Here is a 21,423-nt window from a genome sequence, read left to right on the forward strand (position 1 = left end):
CGCAGTGAATAATTTTTACGATGACTCTGAAGCCCTGATATTTCCCTTGTCTTCATCACAACGGCGTCTCTGGACCCTGGCTGAAATAAATGAAGCGGACGTAAGTTATAACATTCCTTTTGCGCTACGCTGCCGGGGGCGGTTTAATCATCAGGCATTGCGTCAGGCATTAACCGATATAGAGCAGCGTCATGAAATTTTGCGCACAAGCTATGGGATAGTGGATGATATCCCGATGCAGCGCATCCATCAGCCCGACGACGACCTGGTGCTGCCGCTTATTCGCATCGAAGAATCCCAGCTCGGACAAAGGCTGGAGCAGGATGCAGCCGAACCTTTTAATCTTCAGCTCGCTCCGGTATTCCGTGCCCGTGTTTATCAGCTGAGTGACGAGCACCATATTCTTTCTATGGTGATCCACCATATTGCCTGCGATGGCTGGTCGGTCGGTATTCTGTTGCGTGAGCTGAGTCATTATTATAATGCCCATGTCGCTAACATATCGCCTGAACTCTCCGAACTCCCTCTGCAATATGCTGATTATGCCGAATGGGAAGAGGCGGAACTTAAGCGTACGGCATCTCAGGTAAAGGTAAAAGAATATGACGCCCCGCGTGCGGCTTATTTGCCCGGATGTGAAAATCAGGATCCAGAGAATATTAGCCGGGGTACAGTTCAGCAACAATTCACCGCAGATTTTGTGCATCAGCTTAATGCTCACGCTCGTGAACGTAATACCACTTTATTTGTCACCCTGCTGACTGGCTTTATGGCGCTGTTAAATCGGTTAACCCAAACCGATGACGTCTGTGTCGGTTTTCCGGTTGCCAACAGAAAGCGCAGCGAGCTTGAAAATATGGTGGGGTATTTCGTTAATACGCTGGTTATCCGCGATGAGATCAAGCCGGGAGAGAGTTTTGACAGCCTGGCGGAACGCTGTGGGGCCGCCGTCCTTGACGCAATGGAACATGAAGATGCCAGCTATGAGAAGCTGCTGAAGCAGACCCATCGTGAAAATACCAACAGCGTGCCTTTTACCGCGATGTTTGCTTTCCAGAACACGCCTTCGACCGCGCTTGTTTTCACCGATCTGCAAATCCAGTCAATCGATCTCTATCCGGTTCAGGCCAAATTTGATTTAACGCTGCTGCTGAAGCAGGAAGGCGACACGCTGACAGCGACTTTCGAGTTTCGCCGCGAGCGGATTTTGCCTGAAGTCGCCCGTGCCTGGATGCATTGCTATCAACGCTTATTAGCAGCGGAAGTCTCTACGCCGCATGAGGCGATCGATCGCGTACCGCTGGCGGACATTACGCCGCGCTCGTCTTTGCAAAAACACCCGGCTCCGGTTGATTTATGCCAGCAATTTGAACTGGCAGCAACGTGCTACGCCGATCGGGTGGCGGTCAGCAGCGACGGCCAGCAGCTCACCTATGCCGAACTTGACCGGGCGGCCAACGCGCTGGCATGGCGGCTGCGCGAGCGGGGGATCGGCGCCGGACAGCAGGAAAGCCTGGTCGGGCTGAGCGTGGAGCGCGGTCCCGGCCTGCTGGTCGGTATCCTCGGCATTCTCAAGGCAGGCGGGGCGTACGTGCCGCTGGATCCGGTTTATCCGGCTGAACGCCTCTCCTTCCTGACCGCTAACAGCGGCGTCCGGGTGGTGGTGGCTGACGAAGCGGGCCTGACGGCGATGGCCGGGCAGGATGTACAACGGGTCGGGCTGGCGGAAGGCGTGAGCCAGACGAATGCAGCGTCGGCGGGCGTGAGCCCGTCGGACAGCGCCGATCCTGCGCACAACGCGCCGCCGCCGCGCTCCCTGCATCCGCAGCAGGCGGCGTACGTTATCTACACCTCCGGTTCCACCGGCCAGCCCAAGGGCTGCGTGGTGACGCATGCCAACGTGACGCGGCTGTTTAGCGCCACCGCGCATTATGCGTTCAGCGAGTCGGACGTCTGGACGCTGTTCCACTCATACGCCTTTGATTTCTCAGTCTGGGAGATCTGGGGCGCGCTGCTGCACGGCGGACGGCTGGTGGTGGTGCCTTACCTGAGCAGCCGTGACCCGGAACAGTTTGCACAGCTGCTGGAAGAGGAGGCGGTGACGGTGCTGAGCCAGACGCCGGCGGCCTTCCGCCAGCTGGTTGCCGCTTCTGCCCGTCAGACCTTTCCGGCGCTGCGGCTGGTCTTCTTCGGTGGCGAGGCGCTGGAGCCGGGCAGCCTGCGGCCGTGGTACGCGCGGCACGGTGAGCGGGTGCGGCTGGTGAATATGTACGGCATTACCGAAACCACCGTACACGTTACTGAACATACACTCCCGGCGGCCCGCGTCGACCAACCGGCAGGCGCGATCGGCGAAGCGCTGGCGGATCTGCACGTTCAGGTGCTGGACCGCTACGGCGAGCCGGTGCCTTTGGGCGTGGCGGGCGAAATGTACGTGGGCGGCGCGGGCGTGACGCGGGGCTATCTGGGCCGCGCGGCGCTGACGGCGCAGCGTTTTGTGCCGGACCCCTGGGGTGCGCCAGGCTCAAGGCTTTACCGCTCGGGCGACCTGGCGCGGCGGCTGGCGGACGGAAACCTGATCTATCAGGGGCGTGCGGACCAGCAGCTGAAGCTGCGCGGATTCCGTATCGAACCGGGCGAGATCGAAGCGGCGCTGCGTGAAGAAGCGGGCATCCGCGACGCGGCGGTGCTGCTGGACACGCCGGAGCAGGGCCAGCCTCGGCTGGTGGCTTACGTGGTGGGCGGAGACAATCCGCAGGCGTTGCGTGAGGCGCTCTCAAAGCGTCTGCCGGAACATATGGTGCCTGCGGTGATAATGCCGCTGGCGCAGCTGCCGCTGACCGCGCACGGCAAGCTCGACCGCCGGGCGCTGCCAAAGCCAGAAATCGTGGTTGCGGGCGGAGAGGGCGCACGGACGGAAGTGGAACAGACGCTGGCGCGGATCTGGAGCGAGGTGCTGAATATTCCTGAGCCGGGCATTGACGAAAACTTCTTCGCGCTGGGCGGTGACAGTATTAACTCACTGCAAATCGTCTCCAGAGCAAGAGCCGCCGGAATTGTCATCACGCCTAAACAGGCGCTGCTTTTCACCACGATCCGCAAGCTTTCAGCCGTAGCCACCCCGGTTAAAGGAAGCGCGGCTCTGGAGAACAAGAGCCGCAGCCTGTCGGGTCCTTTACCGACCACGCCGATTGTCGCCTGGTTCCAGGCGCTGACCCTACCCGAGCCTGCCCACTGGAACCAGTCGCTGGCGCTGGAGATTACCCAGCCGGTTGCGCCAGCCTTACTCGCACGCGTGCTGAATGCGGTGGGGCAGCATCACGACGCCTTCAGGCTGCGCCTGGATTACAACCGTGCAGACAGCCTCTCTCTGGCAGAACGTTCGCCGGAAGCTTTCCCCCTCGAAATCTGCAACCCAGGCTCGCAGGCGGAGATGGACGCGGCAATCCTTCAGGCGCAACAGCATCTCTCACTGGATAACGGTCCTGTTGCCCGCGCAGTGCTGATCCAGCGTGCAGAGCAGGCGGACATTCTGGTGCTGGTCATCCACCATATTGCGATTGACGCGGTTTCCTGGCACATCCTGCTGGACGATCTTGATGTCGCTTTAAAACAGCTGCTTAACAATGATCCGATTGCACTTGCATCGGTGGTCACTGACCTTTCGGACTGGGGGCAGCATCTCCAGACGGCGGTAAAAAATAGCGATCCGCAACCCTGGCTGGCAATGGCGTCCCGGGGCTATCCTTCTCCCTTCCGTCATTCGGTAAGTGTGCAGGGGCGAAACAGAGAAGAGGGGCTGACGGTCTGTAAACGCACTTTATCGTCTGAGAGCAGCGCGTTATTCCTCCAGCTGTTGGCTAAAGGCAGCGAAGCGCGTGCTTCCGCCCTGTTGTGCGCCGCGCTGTGGCGGGTATTTGGCGAGCGCTCGCTGGCCGTAACGCTGGAACACAATGGCCGTGATGCCCACAGCGACGCGGACCTTTCCCGCACTCTCGGCTGGTTTACCAGCTTGTATCCTTTCCTTTTCACCGGCTCGCAGTCTGAGCTGGAGTCGGCGGAGCTGCTGGTCGAGCTGGAATCCTCGCTGCTGAAGCTGGCACCGCATAAAGCAGAATATGGCCTGCTCCGCTGGCTGGGCGCTGATGAAGAGGTTCGCGCCACGCTTGATGAGGCCGATCTGCCTGCATTAAGTCTGAACTATCTGGGCAGCGTGCCTGACCAGCCGGAAGGGAAGTTTGTGCTGCGTCACGATATCAGCAGCGTCGACCGCGCCGCCGGGAACATCCGGGCCTTTACCCTGGATCTGGTGGCGGTGGTGATCGACGGCAGGCTAAGATTTTACTGGAACTTCTGTCGTCACGTTCTCAAACCGGAAATTGTTGAGGCGTGGGCTGACGAGCTGCAACAGCACTTGCAGCAATTGCTCGCCGAGCTGACTGCCCGGCCGTTACTGGCGGCGGACTTCCCTTTTTCCGGCCTCGGACAGGTTCAGTTTGACGCGCTGGTCGGCCAGCGCCGCATCACGGATATCTATCCTTTATCGCCTTTGCAGGAAGGGATGCTGTTCCATAGCGTCGCCGAGCCGGAGCACCACGCTTATCACGAGCAGGCCATCGCCACGCTTGAACGGCTGGACCCGGAACTGTTCATTGGCGCATGGAAAAAATTACTCTCCAGGCACGATATTTTACGCACCAGTTTTCACTGGCAGGATCTCCCGCGTCCTTTGCAAATCGTGCATGCAGAGGCTGAACTGCCAGTTAACGTGTTCGACTGGCGCGGCGAAGATCATCGCCAGCGGCTTGCCGAATTTTTGCAGGAAGATGCCGAAAACACCTTTGATTTAAGCGCTTCTCCTCTGCTGCGCATCATGCTTGCCCGAATCGATAACGACAGCTGGCGCTGGGTATGCAGCTATCACCACATTTTAATGGACGGCTGGTCCCTGCCTTTATTGATGGGTGAGCTGGTTGAAATCTATCAGGGAATGGTTGCGGCATTGCCGTCAGACCTTCCGCCGCCCGTACAATATGGTCTTCATATTGAAAAGCTCGTTAACAACACCCACCGCCACAGCAGCGAGCTGTTCTGGCAAAAGGCGCTGGCGGGCCTTGAGCGGCCTACGCTGCTAAGTCCTCGTCAGCAGTCGGGCCAGGCCGTTTACCATGAGCTGATGGTATCGCCATCGCCAGAGTGGGAGCAGGCCGTACGCCAGTCAGCACGCGAGGCTGGCGTCTCGCTGGGCAACGTCTTCAATGCCGCCTGGGGGATTTTGCTGGCGCTCTCCGGCTACGGCAACGACGTGGTCTTTGGCAGCACGCTTTCAGGCCGCGAGGCGGGCGTGGCCGACGTTGATAAAATGATTGGGCTGTTCATCAACACCTTACCGTTACGGCTGCGCTTGCGCCCCGAGATGAGCGTGCGCGATTTACTGCACGAGGCCAGGCAATATCAGGCGAATTTGCAGGAGCACAGCCACGACAGGCTGGTTGACGTGCAGCGCTGGAGCGGTATGGAAGGGGAAGGAACGCTGTTTGACAGCGTTCTGGTGATTGAAAACTACCCCGGCGGCGTGCCGGAAGATAATGGCAAAGGCTTCCGTTTAGCCGAATTCCAGTATCGGGAGCATTCGAATTATCCAGTCACCCTGGCGGTGCTTCCCGATAACGGCCTGAAAATCAAGCTCGACTACAACTGCGCCACCTTTGATGACGAAGCGGCAGCCCTGCTGCTGACGCGTTTAACCGATCTGATCGGCAAAATGGCTGCCGATGCGGACCGTAAAATTGGCACCCTGGATCTGCTGACTGATGCTGAGCAGAAACAGGCTCAGCAGGTGTGGAATGCGGGGGCGTCAGCCGCTGTCGCGCCGGTGCTGGCGCACCAGATGTTTGAAGCCGTTGTTGCCCGCCAGCCGCACGCGCCCGCGCTGTTACAAGGGGATGAGCGGTACGATTATTTCCGGCTTAATCAACAGGCCGACACGCTGGCGGCGACGTTACAGCAGCAGGGCGTTGGCGCTGAATCGGTGGTCGCGGTGATGCTGTCGCGCGGACCTTTTGCCGTCATCTCGCTGCTGGCGATCCTGAAAGCGGGCGGCGTCTATCTGCCGCTGGATGCGGAATATCCTGTCGAACGTCTCGACTACATGCTGCGGGACAGCGGCGCTGTGATGCTACTCAGTGACAGTGCGCACTCCGTCAGCAAGCTTAATGCCTTACCAAACTTGCTGCTGCTGGACGATTTTGATTTCACCTCGCAGGCCCGGCCTCGCTCCTGCGACAGCCTGACCGCCGACAATCTGGCTTATCTGATTTATACCTCGGGTTCCACCGGCAAACCCAAGCCGGTTGGGGTTACTCATGACGGTATTGCCAATCTGCGGGCAGAAACCGAGCGCATGCTGGGCACCGGTGCCGACGCCCGGGTCTATATGCAGGCTCCGCTGAGTTTCGATGCCTCGGTCTGGGAAGTGATGATGGCGCTGTTCGGCGGAGGGTCGCTGGTTCTGCCTGAAAGCGATGCTGAAGGCGATGTGCTTGATGCGCTACACCGCGCGGCTGAACGTCACCAGTTTACTCACGTACTTGTCACGCCCGCATTGCTGGGCCTGCTGTCTGATTATGCGTTACCGAGCCTGCATACGCTGATTGTTGGTGGCGACGCGGCGGCACCCGGCATGTTGGCGCAGTGGGCGCGAAGCAGACGGGTTTTCAATGCCTACGGACCTTCGGAGTGCACGGTCTGCGTGGCGATTGAGCCATGCGACGTCAACACGATCACGCCGCCTCTGGGGCTGCCGCTACGGGGCATTGCCATGTATCTGCTCGATTGCTGGGGCAATCCTGTTCCACCAGGCGTCAGCGGCGAAATTTTCCTCGGCGGAGAAAGCCTGGCCCGTGGCTATATCGGACGGCCCGCGTTGACGGCCGCCGCGTTTATACCGGATCGCTTCAGCAACGTTCCCGGCGCACGGCTGTACCGCACCGGCGACACCGGGATCCGCCTGGCGGATGGCCGCATCAAGTACGCCGGGCGGCTCGGCGGCTATGCCAAACTTCGGGGCAACCGCATCGATCTTAATGGGGTGGAACTGCTGTTGCAGAGTCATCCTGCCGTACGGGAAGCGTTGGCGATGATCCGCACCGTGGAGAACGGCCAGTCTCTGGTCGCCTGGGTGGTGACTGAAGGGGAGGTGGAACCTGATGCGCTGCGCAATTACATGGTTGAACATGCGGCAGCCTATGAAGTGCCTGGCGCCATCGTACCCTTAGCAAAATGGCCGCTAACCCCGGCGGGGAAAATCGATCGTAACGCGTTACCGCTTCCGGCAGCCACGCCTCGCCAGGCCTCTGAGGGTAAGGCGCTCAAGCCTGTAGAAACCCTCCTCCTGCAAATCTGGTCGCAGGTCCTTGGGCGTGATGACATCGACATTCATGACGATTATTTCTCCCTGGGCGGCGATTCGATTATCGCGCTGCAAATCACCTCGCAGGCTCGTCAGGAAGGCTGGGCGGTAACGCCGAGAATGGTATTACAGCATCGAACCGTGGCGGCGCTCGCCGCGATGGCAGGCGTACTTGAAACCAACGCGCTTGAGCCTGAAGAGGCGAAGGTAGCACTGGCACCCATCCAGCACTGGTTTTTTGCCCAAAACTTACCGGCTGTAGCGCACTGGAATCTGAGCGTGCGCCTGGCGCTACAGCACCCGCTGGACCCGCAGCTGCTTCAGCGGGCGCTTGATGAGCTGGTCCGGTTCCATCCGGCGCTGCGCCTGCGTTTTGACAGCATTGCGGGCGTCTGGCATCAGCGTTACGTTGCCTCAACAACGGTTCCCCTTGAGCGCCTGCCGGCTGCTCATCAGCAGGCGGCGGCAAGAGAAGCAGAGCTGCAATCTCTGCTCGATCTCTCTGAAGGCCCGCTGCTGCGCGCGGCGTATCGTGATGTTGGTGAAACGGGCGAAGCGGAACTGCTGTTTATCGCCCACCATCTGGTAATGGATACCTGGTCATTACGGATCCTGATTGAAGACCTGGCGTCGATTTATACCTCGTTGCACGGTGGCACGCCGGTCAGGGTGCTGCATGAAGGCACAAGTTACCGGCAGTGGTCACAGTGGCTGAACGATCGTGCCGCTGATTTCCGCGACCAAACCCGCTACTGGCAAACCATGCTGGATGCCGGTGCCAAACCCTCAGCGCTGCCGCAAAAAGGCGTGGTCGGCGATCGCCGGGTGCTGTCCGCCGAGCTGGACAGAGAAACCAGCGCGTTCCTCACTGGCGAAGCTCATCAAATCTGGCACAGCCGTGGACAAGAACTGCTTTTGACCGCGCTGGCCCGAGCGTGGCATCGCTGGTGTGGCACCCATTACCTGGCTATCGAGCTGGAAACCCACGGACGTGAAGAATTTCATGACGTCAAAATGGACCTCTCGCGTAGCGTCGGCTGGTTTACCGCGCTGTTCCCACTGCGTATTGAAGCGGGCAACGACTGGCCGGGGATCGTCGATAACGTCAAGCAGACTCTGCGCCATATCCCTTCCGGCGGTCACGGTTACGGCATTTTACGTTATCTGCTTAAAACCCCCGAAATTTGCCAACTGGCAGCGCCGTCGGTCAGCTTTAACTTCTTAGGCGATACGGCGATGTCGGCATCGTCCGACATGGATATCCGGCTGTCCCGACGCGAAGCCGGACCCGGTCAGGCCGCCTGTCAGCGCCTGCCACACGCCCTGAACGTAACCGTGATGCTCGTCGCGGGTCGGCTGCGGTTCTCGTTGGCGTATGCCGACCCCGCGGCCGATTCACCGATGCAGGCATTGTTAAATCATTACCAGGATGCCCTGCACGATTTGGCCGAACATTGTCGCCTCGCCGAGCCGGTTGACCTTCAGAGCAGCGATGTCTCCGGGGTTCGTCTCAGTGAAACAGAGCTGTCTGCCATTTTGAGCGATTTAACCGAGGACGACGAATGAACACCAATGTTAAAGCGAAAATACGTATCGAGAGTGCCCATAAGCTGACGCCTTTGCAGATGGGCGTGCTGTTCCATGCGATGTACGCGCCCGACAGCGCGGCCTATTTTGAACAGCTTTTCTGTCGTCTTAACGGGGAGATCGATCCGCAGCAATTTAAGCAGGCGCTGGCGCTGCTGGCCCAAAGACATGCGATCATGCGGATGGGGATTGTCACTAAAGGGCAGCGCGATCCGTTGCAGGTCGTGCTGGAAAAAGCGACGGTGCCGTTTACCCTGTACGACTGGACCGATCGCAGCGCAGAGGTGCAGGAAGCCGCATTTGAAACGCTGTTAGAAGACGACCGCAAAGCGGGTTTTAACCTTAACCGGCCGCCGCTGATGCGCTTTATTTTAGTGCAGTTTGGCGAGCGGGAATGGCGGCTGGTATGGAGCCATCATCATCTGCTGCTGGATGGCTGGTCGGTGCAGCTGTTGCTGAAAGATTTCTTCCAGCTGATGGCGGGTGATCGGGCCGAAGCGACCTCCCGGCCATTCTCTGACTATCTCGCCTGGCTGGAAAGACAGCCGCAAGCGCGCGCGGGTGATTTCTGGAAAAGCCTCCTTGGCGATGTAAACACGCCAACGCCGCTGGGCATCGATAAACCGGCCAGCACTGAGGGTGGGAAAGAGTTTGCAGAGCGCCGCCATACGCTGATCGTGCCGGGGCTTGCCGGCACCGCTTCTGAATGCAAAGTCAGCGTCGGCACCCTGCTTATGGCTGGCTGGGGCATGCTTCTCGGACACTACGCGCGCAGGGACGATGTGACCTTCGGCGTCACCTTATCGGGACGCGCTATCGATCTGCCCGGCGTCGATAACATTATTGGCCTGTTGATCAATACGCTGCCGCTGCGATTACGACTGACGCCGCAGCGCAAGATTGCCGACTGGCTGGCAGAGGTGCAGGAAGCGCAGTTTTCCCTGCAACGCTATTCTTACAGCGCCCTGTCAGATATCCAAACCTGTAGCGGCGTGCCGCAGGGAACGCCGTTATTCGAAAGCTTAATCATCATCGATAATTTTCCGGTGGGCGACCTGCGTCTGGGCGAAGGGTTACCGTTTGAGATAACCGGAATTGATCTGTTTGAGCGGACCCATTATCCCATCGCGCTGACGCTGGTGCCGAAAGAGGGCGAGGTATCGTTAAAGCTGGGTTATGACCGCAGCAGAATCGACGATACGTCAGCAGAAGCCTTAATCGGCCATTTTGATTCCCTGCTGAATGAAATCATTCGTCAGCCAGAAGCGACGCTTGAGGCGTGGGCTGCCTCTCTGGGCGACACGCCGTTATCCCTCCCACACAGCGAAACTTCACTGGAAAGCAGCGCACAGCAGACCGCTAAGTCCGGGCCTCCAACGGAGCAGTTCTGGCGCAGCTACTTCCAGGCACTGGAACTGCTCAGTCCGGTTGGCGAAGAGACCACGCGGACCGGCGTCCACCAGCAACTGACCACCACGCTTTCCCCAACGCTGACCCAGCGTCTCTCAGATCTTGCCGCCAGCCAGCAGGTCACGCTGAATACCCTGACGCAGAGCGCTTACGCGGTGGCGCTGGCTCGTCTGACCGGCCGACAGGACGTGCTGTTTGGCGCGACCCTGTCCGAACGGGAATCGCTGGCTCGGTCTGAAAGCAGGGCGGGCCAGCCTGTCCAGACTTTACCGCTGCGGGTCGACTGTGCGCCGGGCATCCCGGTTGCCACGCTGTTCAGCCGGGTACAGGCTACTCAGCATGATATTGAGCAACATGCCGATGCAAACATGGCTGATATCCAGCGCTGGTCAGGCCTTGCCGCCGGTCAGCCGCTTTATGACAGCGTGTTGCTCGGGGATCACTCTGTAGCCGGGCAAAACCCGGGTACGGCGGCGAACAGCCATGATGCTGATTACGCGTTCTCGCTGTATATCAAACCCGGCGGGGCAGAACTGACGCTGGAAGCGGTATTCGATCCCGAACGGGTTGAACCGGCACGGGCAGCTTTGCTGCTCGACGGCGTGAGCAGCCTGCTGGCACAGCTGGCTGACAGGGCAACCCACGTCGGCGCGCTGCGGCTGACCGCTGTGCAGAGCAGCGCGGCGGCTTCGCAGGTTAACGAACCGGCCTCGCAGAGCAGCACGGCGGTTCAGCAAACCGGCGAGCCGGACCCTGGCCTGCCGGAACTGTTCCACCGGTCGGCCGGCCGGTCACCGGCGGCGCGCGCGGTCACCGGCGCGGACCGCGAGCTGAGCTACGCGCAGCTGCTGACCGAGAGCCGCAACTTTGCCCGCCACCTTGTCAGCCACGGCGTCGGGCCGGGCGCGGCGGTGGCGGTCTGCATGGCGCGCGGGGCCGACATGCTCTCCGCGCTGCTCGGCGTGCTGTGGGCGGGCGCAGAGTATGTGCCGGTCGACCCGACGCATCCGGCGGCACGCCGGGCGATGATCCTCGAGGACGCCGCGCCCCGGCTGGTGGTGGTGGACGCCGAAAACGAAGCGGCCTTCAGCGACGCGCCGGCGCTGCGCTACGTGCGCGACGGGCAACAGGCCGACTTCACCCTGCCGGGCGACGCGCTGTCGCCGCCCGCACCGGCCTACACCATCTTCACCTCCGGCAGCACCGGCCGTCCGAAGGGCGTGCAGGTAACGCACGGCGCGCTGGCGAACATCCTGCTGCACTTCCGCACCAGCCCGGGGCTGGAAGCCGGCGACCGCCTGCTGGCGGTCACCACCCTGAGCTTTGACATCGCCGCGCTGGAGCTTTTCCTGCCGCTGAGCTGCGGCGCGGAGGTGGTGATTGCGCAGAACCAGCAGGTCACCAGCGGCACGCTGCTGGCCGGGCTGATTGCCCGTCACGATATCACGGTGATGCAGGCGACGCCGGCCAGCTGGCGCATGCTGCTGGCGGCGGGCTGGACGCCGCCGGCAAACTTCCGCGCCTGGTGCGGCGGCGAGGCGCTGCCGGTGGAGCTGGCGCGTGACCTGGTGGCCTGCGGCGTGCGGCTGTGGAACCTGTACGGCCCGACGGAAACCACCATCTGGTCGGCGGAAACCGAAGTTACCGCACCGGTCAGCGGGCCGCTGTCGGTCGGCGGGCCGATCCGGCGCACCGGGCTGTACGTGCTGGACGCGGCCGGACAGCGGCTGCCTGCCGGGGTGAGCGGAGAGCTGGCGATAGGCGGCGCGGGGCTGAGCGCCGGCTACCTGCGCGACCCGGCCCGGACCGCGGGGCGCTTCCGCCCGGATCCTTACAGCGCGCGGCCGGGCAGCCGCCTCTACCTGACCGGCGACCTTGCCCGCGAGCGCGGCGACGGGCGCATTGAGGTGCTGGGCCGGCTTGACCATCAGATCAAGCTCAACGGCTTCAGGATCGAGCTGGGCGAAATCGACGCCGCGCTGCGTGCGCTGCCGGGCGTCAGGGACGCGGCGGCGGCGATTCACCCGACGGCGGGCGGCGGCCAGCTGGTCGGCTATCTGGTGGCGGCCGGGGATGCGCCCGGCGAGGCGGCCTGGCTGGCGGGTCTGGCGGCGGCGCTGCCGCGCTACATGCTGCCCACGGCGCTGGTGCAGCTGGCCGCGCTGCCGCTGACGCCGAACGGGAAAATTGACCGTAAAGCGTTACCGCAGCCACAAATTCGCAGCACGGCTTATGTGGCACCGCGCACGGCTGAGCAGAAAACGCTGGCAGCCATCTGGCAGGAAGTGTTGGGTGTGGAGCAGGTCGGGCTTACCGACAACTATTTTTCTCTTGGCGGCAACTCAATCCTCAGCATCCGTATCGTTACGCAAGCTGCCGCACAGGGGATCGGCCTGACGATTGAAGATCTGTTTCAAAAGCTCACTATCGAACGCCTGACGCAAAGCAACAAGGCGCCGGTTCAGGTGATACAGGAACCTCTGCCGGAAGCCTTTGCCCTGCTTAGCGATGAGGATCGTCGTGCCGCTCCTGCTGGCGTGGTGGACGGTTATCCACTCAGCGAACTTCAGGCTGGCATGCTTTTTCATGCCGGTTCCGACAACACGCAGCAGCTCTATCACAACGTGGTGAGTTACCTGCTCGACAATCCGGCGATGGCGATCGGGCAGGTGCGTCGGCGACTGCGTAAGCTGGTCGCCACGCACCCGGTGCTGCGCACGAGTTTCGCATTAGCAGGCTACAGTCGGCCTTTGCAGTGGGTTTGGGAACAGGCAGAACCGCTAATCGAAGAGGAAGATTTACGGGCGCTAAGCGCGGTCGCGCAGCATACCCTGGTGGGCCGGGCGCAGCAGCGCTTACGCGAAGAAAAATTCGATCTGGCCCGGCCGCCGCTGCTGCGGATGCTTTTCCAGCGCCTTGACGACAGCCGCTGGCAGGTAACGATTGCTCTGCACCACGTGATCCTTGATGGCTGGAGCCTGGCCTCCCTCCTGACCGCGCTGCTGCGGGTTGATGAGTCGGAAACGGCGGCACAGCCGCAGCCTCTGTTCCGTGAGTTCATCCATCTGGAACAGCAGGCGTTACACAGCACGCGGGACCATACGTTTTGGCAGAAACAATTAAAAGATTTACCGGTCACAACGTTACCGCGCTGGCCGTTTGCCGGGAAACAGGCGGATGTCAGCCAGGTCAGCTATGACAACCCGTTCCCACCGGAACTCTGTCGCGCCTTATCAGCACTGGCGAAAGAGAAGGGATTACCGCTAAAAAGCGTCCTGCTGGCGGTACATATGCGCGTGCTTGCACACTGGAGCGGTGAGCGAGAGGTGGTAACAGGTTTAGTCACAAACGGCCGTCCTGAGCGTGCTGGCAGTACCGAAGCGCTGGGGCTGTTCCTGAATACGCTGCCCGTGCGGGTTGATAGCGGTAATCTAAAATGGCGTGAGCTGCTGGAAACGGTCAGGCAGGTTGAGATCGACCAGCTGCCGCATCGTCGTTTCCCGATGACGGAACTGCGGCGGATGCTGCAAAACAGAACGCTGTTTGAAACCACCTTCAACTTTGTCGATTTCCACGTCTACAGCGAGCGCGACAACGTTGAGCCGGTGCAGGTGCTGAACGCCGCAGGCAACCAGGCGTTAGATATTCCGCTGGCGACCAGTTTCAGTGTCGATCGCGAGCAGGGTCTGCTGCACCTAATTTTAACCTGTGACGGCACTCTGTTCCCGGCCGCACAGGTTGAGGCTATTGGCGCCAGCTATCAGCGTGCAGCTGAAGCCCTCGTTAACGGCACGGAAGAGGTTGAGAGCGTGGCGCTGATGTCGGCACAGGAACGGGAGGACATTGCACGCCGTTCTTCAGGCGATTTCCCAACATCGCAGCCGCCGTCGGTATTGCAGGCATTTCAGGCTGCCGCCGCGCGCCATCCGCAGGCCATTGCGGTGATGAGCGCTGAAGGTGAGCTGGACTACGCAACGCTTGACCGACGCTCCAGCGAACTGGCTGCCCACATGCAGCTTGCCGGACTCCAGCCAGATGTGCCTGTTGCGCTGCTGTTTGAGCGCTCCCTTGATCTGACCGTCGCCATGCTGGCGGCGATGAAAGCGGCCTGTCCTTATGTGCCACTGGCGACTTATCTGCCACAGGGACGACTGGCGGAAATCCTCGCTGATGTCAGGCCGCAGGCGACGCTGAGCATGAAAGCACTGCAACACATTCTGCCGGTGGGAAGTGATGCCGGTCGCCTGTTTGTGCTCGATGCCTTACCCGATACCTCTTACCCGCTTCCTGCCCTGAAAGAGGCGCATCCGGCTACGCTGGCCTATGTGCTGTTCACCTCAGGCTCAACCGGACGTCCAAAAGGGATTGGTATCCCCGCGAGTGCGCTCGCTAACCACATGGCATGGATGCAGCGCCGTTTCCCGCTTGCGCCTGGCGACCGGGTCCTGCAAAAAACGCCGGTGGGGTTTGATGCGTCGGTATGGGAATTCTGGGCGCCGCTGATGGCAGGCGCGACCCTGGTCCTGCCCGCAGACGGGGTACAAAATGATGCTGTAGCCATGCTGGAAGCGGTTCAGCGCAATGCCATTACCGTCCTGCAAGTTGTGCCGAGCGTGCTGGATATTTTAATCGGGATGCCTGAGCTGGCGGCATGCCGGTCACTCCAACGCGTTTTTGTCGGCGGCGAAGCGTTACAGGCGGCAACCGTTGAGCGCTTTGCAAGCGTACTCGGCGTGCCGCTGATTAACCTGTATGGCCCGACTGAAGCCACCATAGACAGCACTTTCGCCTGCTATCGCGGCGAGGCAGGAAACGTTGTCAGCCTCGGGGAGCCGATTGATGGCGTCTCTGTTTATGTACTCGATCATTGTCAGCAGCCCGCAGGCGTCGGTATTTATGGCGAGCTGTGGATTGCCGGAGCCGGACTGGCAAGGGGCTACTGGAATCGCGCTTTGGATACCGCAACAAGCTTCCGCCCGAACCCTTTTTCATCGCAGCCGGGCGAGCGCATGTACCGTACCGGCGACGTGGCCCGCTGGCTGCCGGAAGGTGGTCTGCAATACGCAGGACGTAGCGACAGCCAGATAAAATTGCGCGGCAACCGCATTGAGCTGGCGGACATTGAAGCCGTGCTCGCCCGCCAGCCTGGCGTTACCCGTAATGCCGTACGCGTTTGCGGCGAAGGTCGGGGACAGCTGGTCGCCTGGGTGATGGGGCCAGCAGGTCAGGATCCCACGCAGCTTCTCACCGCGTTACGGGCTCATTTGCCGGATTACATGCTGCCGCAGCGGGTAATCAAGGTCGCCAGCTGGCCACTGACGCCTAACGGTAAAACCGATTATAAGGCCTTGCCCGCCGCCGCGCCTGAACCGGGAAATCCGCTTGTTGTCGTGGAACCGGCGAACCAAATCGAAAGCGATCTGATTGGGATATGGCAGGGGCTCCTGCCGCACCAGACCATAGGCGCGACAGAAAACTTCTTTGAAGTAGGTGGCGATTCGATCCTTGCCATGCAAATTGCCGCAGAGATGCGCCGCAGAGGCTGGATCATGTCGCCTCGCCACCTGTTTGAACAGCCCACCATCCGTGAGCTGGCGGCGGTTATTGTCCCGGTACAAAACCACTATCAGCCACAGCACGAAGCCCCGGCCGGCCTGCTGCCACTGTCACCTACGCAACGCTGGTTCTTCGATCTGGCGCTCTCCAGCCGGGCGCACTGGAATCAGGCCGTGATGATCCGCGTTCCGCAGCATATTCAGCCGCACCGTCTGTATAAAGCGCTGGCGCGACTGGTTAGCCTGCATGAGGCGTTCCGTCTGAGCTTCCTGAAGAAAGAAGGGCGCTGGTTTGCTCAACTGAAGGAAAATGCAGGCGATTGGTACAGCAGCGTGAACGTCTCCGATCTTTCAGCCGATGAATACGAAAAGGGGATGGCGGCGTTAGTCGAAAGTATTCAGCGCACGCTTAACCTGGAGCAGGGGCCGTTATTAAAAGCGGTTCACATCGATAAAGGGCTGGATAAAGAGGGCCGACTTTTGCTGGTGATCCACCATCTGATCGTCGATGGCGTTTCCTGGCGCATCCTGCTGAACGAGATCAATTTGCTGCTTGAAGGTGATGAGCTGAGTCCACCGCCAATGGGCTTTGCCGCCTGGCTGGCGTTGCAGGAGCGCGCTGAGATGCCTGAAGCCGTTCGTGACTACTGGCTGACGCAGGCCGAAAAAGCGGCAGAGGATTTTCAGGTGCCTTCCTTTATTCAGCCCCTGAACAGTGGCCATTACGCCCAGGCTAAGACGATTGAGAAATCATTCGATCGCCAAACCACGCAGCGGCTTATTGATCATTCGTCACAGCATCTTAAGGCCCGGCCCGTAGAGCTTTTACTCACTGCAATTGTCTGTGCGTTAAGCCGCTGGACGGATGAGGAGCGCATCGCCCTGACCCTGGAAGGACATGGCCGCGACAATGCGGAAGCGTGGCCGCTGGAGCGCGCGACAGGTTGGTTTACGGTTTTATATCCGGTGATGTTCGACCTGAAAGACACCGACAGCGAAATGGCGGTGCTTCAGACGGTTAAGAAGACGTTGCGGGAAGTGCCGGATGGCGGTTATGGCTATGGACAGCTGCATGACCCTGCCCAGCTGCCGACTCTCTCCTTTAACTATCTGGGCCAGTTTGACGAGAGCGATGAAGATGGGCTGACGGTGGTAGATGAAGCGGTTGGCGACAACGAAGATCCACAAGGTAAACGTCCGTTCTCACTGGAGATCGTCGCTTTTATCCGGGCCGGTAAACTGACCTTACGCTGCGTATTTGACGATCGCATTCCTGAGGCGTCAACGATCACGGCGGTAATCGATTCCGCCTCCAGCTGGCTGCACAAAATGCTCGACCGGGAGGATGTTTCCAGCGCCTGGACGCTTCAGGACTTCCCGCTGGCCGATGTGGAGGAGCGCAGCCTGCCGGTGGCGCTGGGCGATGCGGGCAGACATCTTGCCGATTTGTGGCGAGCCACGCCTGTTCAGGAGGGAATGCTGTTCCACAGCCGCCTGGAGAGTGGCGCGAGCGACGTCTATCTGGAACAAATCGTGATGCGGCTGCACGAGGACGTTGATGCGGCTCTGCTGGCACAGGCGTGGAACAGCGTGGTCAACCGTCATGATGCCCTGCGGGTCTCCTTTGTCTGGGAAGATCTCGATCGCCCACAGCAGCGAGTCTGGCGGAACGTTGAGGTTCCTTTCGAAACCGTCGAGTTGCCGAAAGAGGCGGGCGACGCGGCACTTGAGGCCTTTATGGCGCAGGATCGCCAGCGCGGTATAGCGTTGACCGTCGCGCCACTGATGCGGGTCAGCCTGCTCAGAAAGGATAACAAACCCTGGCGTCTGGTATGGCTGCACCACCATGCGCTGCTGGACGGCTGGTCGATGGCCGTCATCTTTAGCGATCTGGCCGAGTGCTATCGTGCGTTGAAACTCAACCAGAGCTGGCCGAAAACGCCTGCGCCTTCCTGGGCCACTTACCTGCGCTGGCTGGGACAGCAAAAGACCACGCAGGAAGCGACCGGGCGCTACTGGCGCAGCTACTTCCAGGCACTGGAACTGCTCAGTCCGGTTGGCGAAGAGACCACGCGGACCGGCATCCATCAGCGGCTGACTACCCGGCTTTCCCCGGATCTGACACGACGTCTTTCCCGTCTGGCCGCCAGCCAGCAGGTCACGCTGAATACCCTGACGCAGAGCGCTTACGCGGTGGCACTGGCTCGCCTGACCGGCCGACAGGACGTGCTGTTTGGCGTGACCCTGTCCGGCCGTCCGGCCGAGCTGGCCCAGTCAGAAAACATGGTGGGCTTGTTTATCCAGACTTTACCGCTGCGGGTCGACTGCGCGCCGGGCGCGCCGGTTGGCACAGTGTTCAGCCGGGTACAGGCTTTGCAGGGTGAGATTGAGCAACATGCCCACGTTCATCCGGCCGATATTCAGCGCTGGTCAGGCCTTGCCGCCGGGCAGCCGCTTTATGACAGCGTGTTGATTTTTGAAAACTACCCGCTGGGTCAGGGGCTGGTAGAAGCCTCGAACAGCCTGGATATCGATGTCATTGAGGTGCTCGACCATCCTCACTACGCGTTTTCGCTGTATGTCAAACCGCGCGGGGCAGAACTGACGCTGGAAGCGGTATTCGATCCCGAACGGGTTGAACCGGCACGGGCAGCTTTGCTGCTCGACGGCGTGAGCAGCCTGCTGGCACAGCTGGCTGACGGGGCAACCCACGTCGGCGCGCTGCGGCTGACGGCTGTGCAGCACAGCACGGCGGCTTCGCAGGTTAACGAACCGGCCTCGCAGCGCGGTGCGGTGGTTCAGCAGACGGCCTCGCAGAGCAGCGCGGCGGTTCAGCAAACCGGCGAGCCGGATCCGGGCCTGCCGGAACTGTTCCGCCGGGCGGCCGGGCGGTCACCGGCGGCGCGCGCGGTCACCGGCGCGGACCGCGAGCTGAGCTACGCGCAGCTGCTGACCGAGAGCCGCAACTTTGCCCGCCACCTTGTCAGCCACGGCGTCGGGCCGGGCGCGGCGGTGGCGATCTGCATGACGCGCGGGGCCGACATGCTCTCCGCGCTGCTCGGCGTGCTGTGGGCGGGCGCAGAGTATGTGCCGGTCGACCCGACGCATCCGGCGGCCCGCCGGGCGATGATCCTCGAGGACGCCGCCCCCCGGCTGGTGGTGGTGGACGCCGAAAACGAAGCGGCCTTCAGCGACGCGCCGGCGCTGCGCTACGTGCGCGACGGGCAACAGGCCGACTTCACCCTGCCGGGCGATGCGCTGTCGCCGCCCGCACCGGCCTACACCATCTTCACCTCCGGCAGCACCGGCCGTCCGAAGGGCGTGCAGGTAACGCACGGCGCGCTGGCGAACATCCTGCTGCACTTCCGCACCAGCCCGGGGCTGGAAGCCGGCGACCGCCTGCTGGCGGTCACCACCCTGAGCTTTGACATCGCCGCGCTGGAGCTTTTCCTGCCGCTGAGCTGCGGCGCGGAGGTGGTGATTGCGCAGAACCAGCAGGTCACCAGCGGCACGCTGCTGGCCGGGCTGATTGCCCGTCACGACATCACGGTGATGCAGGCGACGCCGGCCAGCTGGCGCATGCTGCTGGCGGCGGGCTGGACGCCGCCGGCAAACTTCCGCGCCTGGTGCGGCGGCGAGGCGCTGCCGGTGGAGCTGGCGCGTGACCTGGTGGCCTGCGGCGTGCGGCTGTGGAACCTGTACGGCCCGACGGAAACCACCATCTGGTCGGCGGAAACCGAAGTTACCGCACCGGTCAGCGGGCCGCTGTCGGTCGGCGGGCCGATCCGGCGCACCGGGCTGTACGTGCTGGACGCGGCCGGGCAGCGGCTGCCTGCCGGGGTGAGCGGAGAGCTGGCGATAGGCGGCGCGGGGCTGAGCGCCGGCTACCTGCGCGATCCGGCCCGGACCGCGGGGCGCTTCCGTCCGGATCCTTACAGCGCGCGGCCGGGCAGCCGCCTCTACCTGACCGGCGACCTTGCCCGCGAGCGCGGCGACGGGCGCATTGAGGTGCTGGGCCGGCTTGACCATCAGATCAAGCTCAACGGCTTCAGGATCGAGCTGGGCGAAATCGACGCCGCGCTGCGTGCGCTGCCGGGCGTCAGGGACGCGGCGGCGGCGATTCACCCGACGGCGGGCGGCGGCCAGCTGGTCGGCTATCTGGTGGCGGCCGGGGATGCGCCCGGCGAGGCGGCCTGGCTGGCGGGTCTGGCGGCGGCGCTGCCGCGCTACATGCTGCCCACGGCGCTGGTGCAGCTGGCCGCGCTGCCGCTGACGCCGAACGGGAAAATTGACCGTAAAGCGTTAGAAGCAACAAAAGTCACTCCTAAAAACGTCACCGGGCTGGCCCCGGAAGGGCCGGTAGAAACGGCCGTCTGTGCAATATGGCAAACGGTCTTTGCGCGGGATCGGGTTGGCGTTGAGGACGATTTCTATGCCCTGGGTGGCCATTCGTTAATGGCTACTCAAATTCATACGCGTATTACCCGCATTTTCCGCATTTCCCCGCCGCTGGGCGAAGTGTTCAGGGCAACCACACCGCGTGAGCTGGCAGCACTCATTTACACCCACTCCGATACAGAGCGGGCTGCTCAGCTGGCTGACGCCTATTTACGTCTGCGATCTATGACCCCGGAGCAGCGCCAGGCGCTGCGCAATGGCGGATCGCTTATCACAGGAGGTTCGGCATGAATTGGGAAAAATCGCTCGCCATCGTCACCGGCGCAGGAGGCGGCATTGGCGGGGCGTTTGCCCGTCACTTGCTTGAAGGAGGGTGTCGGGTCGTTGCCGTCGACAAAAAGGGTGACAGGCTGGATCGGCTGGCGGGAGAGTGCCACGCCTTTGGCGACGCGCTGACCATCCGACCTGTTGATGTGAGCAATGAAGCGGAAGTCCGCGCTTTCTTTAGCGAAATCAGCATGAGCGTTGGCGTGCCAGACATCCTGGTCAATAACGCTGGCGTGCTGCGTGACGGTCTGCTGGTGAACAAGGATGCAGACAGCTACGTGCGAAAACTGCCGACGGCGCAATGGCGGGGCGTGCTGGACACTAACCTGACAGGCACTTACCTGATGAGTCGCGAGTTTGCCGCGCAGCAGGCCAGCCAGCCAGCAGGCGGCGGGATAATCGTCAACATCTCTTCCGTGACCAGCGCAGGCAATCCAGGCCAGTCTGCCTACGCGGCGTCAAAAGCGGGCATGGATGCGCTTACCCGAACCTGGGCGCTGGAACTGGCCTCCAGCCATATTCGTGTGGTCGGTATCGCCCCCGGCCTGACCGACACGCCGATGGCGATGGCCCTGCCTGAAGCCGAGCGAGAGTCGATGCTGAAAAATATTCCGCTGGGGCGTATCGCCAGCACGCAGGAGATCTGGCTGGGTCTGCGTTTCGCTCTGGAATGTGATTATTTCAACGGTCGAGTGTTGACCATTGATGGCGGAGCAGGCTTCTGCTGAGGCTGCC

Annotated in this window: 3 protein-coding genes; all 3 read left to right on the top strand. The window is 61.5% G+C overall.

The genetic code is table 11. From position 1 onward, the window contains the following. Nucleotides 1-4: 4 nt before the first annotated feature. The 3 genes from EHV07_RS10295 to EHV07_RS10305 are packed head-to-tail and all read left to right on the top strand — an operon-like array spanning nucleotide 5 to nucleotide 21,416. On the top strand, nucleotides 5-8,977 hold the full coding sequence (locus tag EHV07_RS10295) for a non-ribosomal peptide synthetase (protein WP_147197591.1): 8,973 nt from the start codon (nucleotides 5-7) through the stop codon (nucleotides 8,975-8,977). Beyond that, on the top strand, nucleotides 8,974-20,652 hold the full coding sequence (locus EHV07_RS10300) for a non-ribosomal peptide synthetase (protein WP_147197593.1): 11,679 nt from the start codon (nucleotides 8,974-8,976) through the stop codon (nucleotides 20,650-20,652). Before EHV07_RS10295 ends, EHV07_RS10300 begins: the two co-directional genes overlap by 4 nt. After that, nucleotides 20,649-21,416 carry an SDR family NAD(P)-dependent oxidoreductase gene (locus EHV07_RS10305; RefSeq protein ID WP_147197595.1) on the top strand — a complete coding sequence of 256 codons (768 nt, stop codon included), beginning with the start codon at nucleotides 20,649-20,651 and terminating at the stop codon, nucleotides 21,414-21,416. Before EHV07_RS10300 ends, EHV07_RS10305 begins: the two co-directional genes overlap by 4 nt. Nucleotides 21,417-21,423 lie beyond the last annotated feature (7 nt).

Origin of the sequence: Pantoea sp. CCBC3-3-1, from assembly GCF_007981265.1 — a bacterium.
In the GTDB taxonomy this organism is placed as follows: Bacteria; Pseudomonadota; Gammaproteobacteria; order Enterobacterales; family Enterobacteriaceae; genus Erwinia.

Bases quoted from the DNA above. Each gene is read 5' to 3' on its own strand.
- EHV07_RS10300 (WP_147197593.1), top strand. From the start codon at position 8,974: ATGAACACCAATGTTAAAGCGAAAATACGTATCGAGAGTGCCCATAAG.
- EHV07_RS10305 (WP_147197595.1), top strand. From the start codon at position 20,649: ATGAATTGGGAAAAATCGCTCGCCATCGTCACCGGCGCAGGAGGCGGC.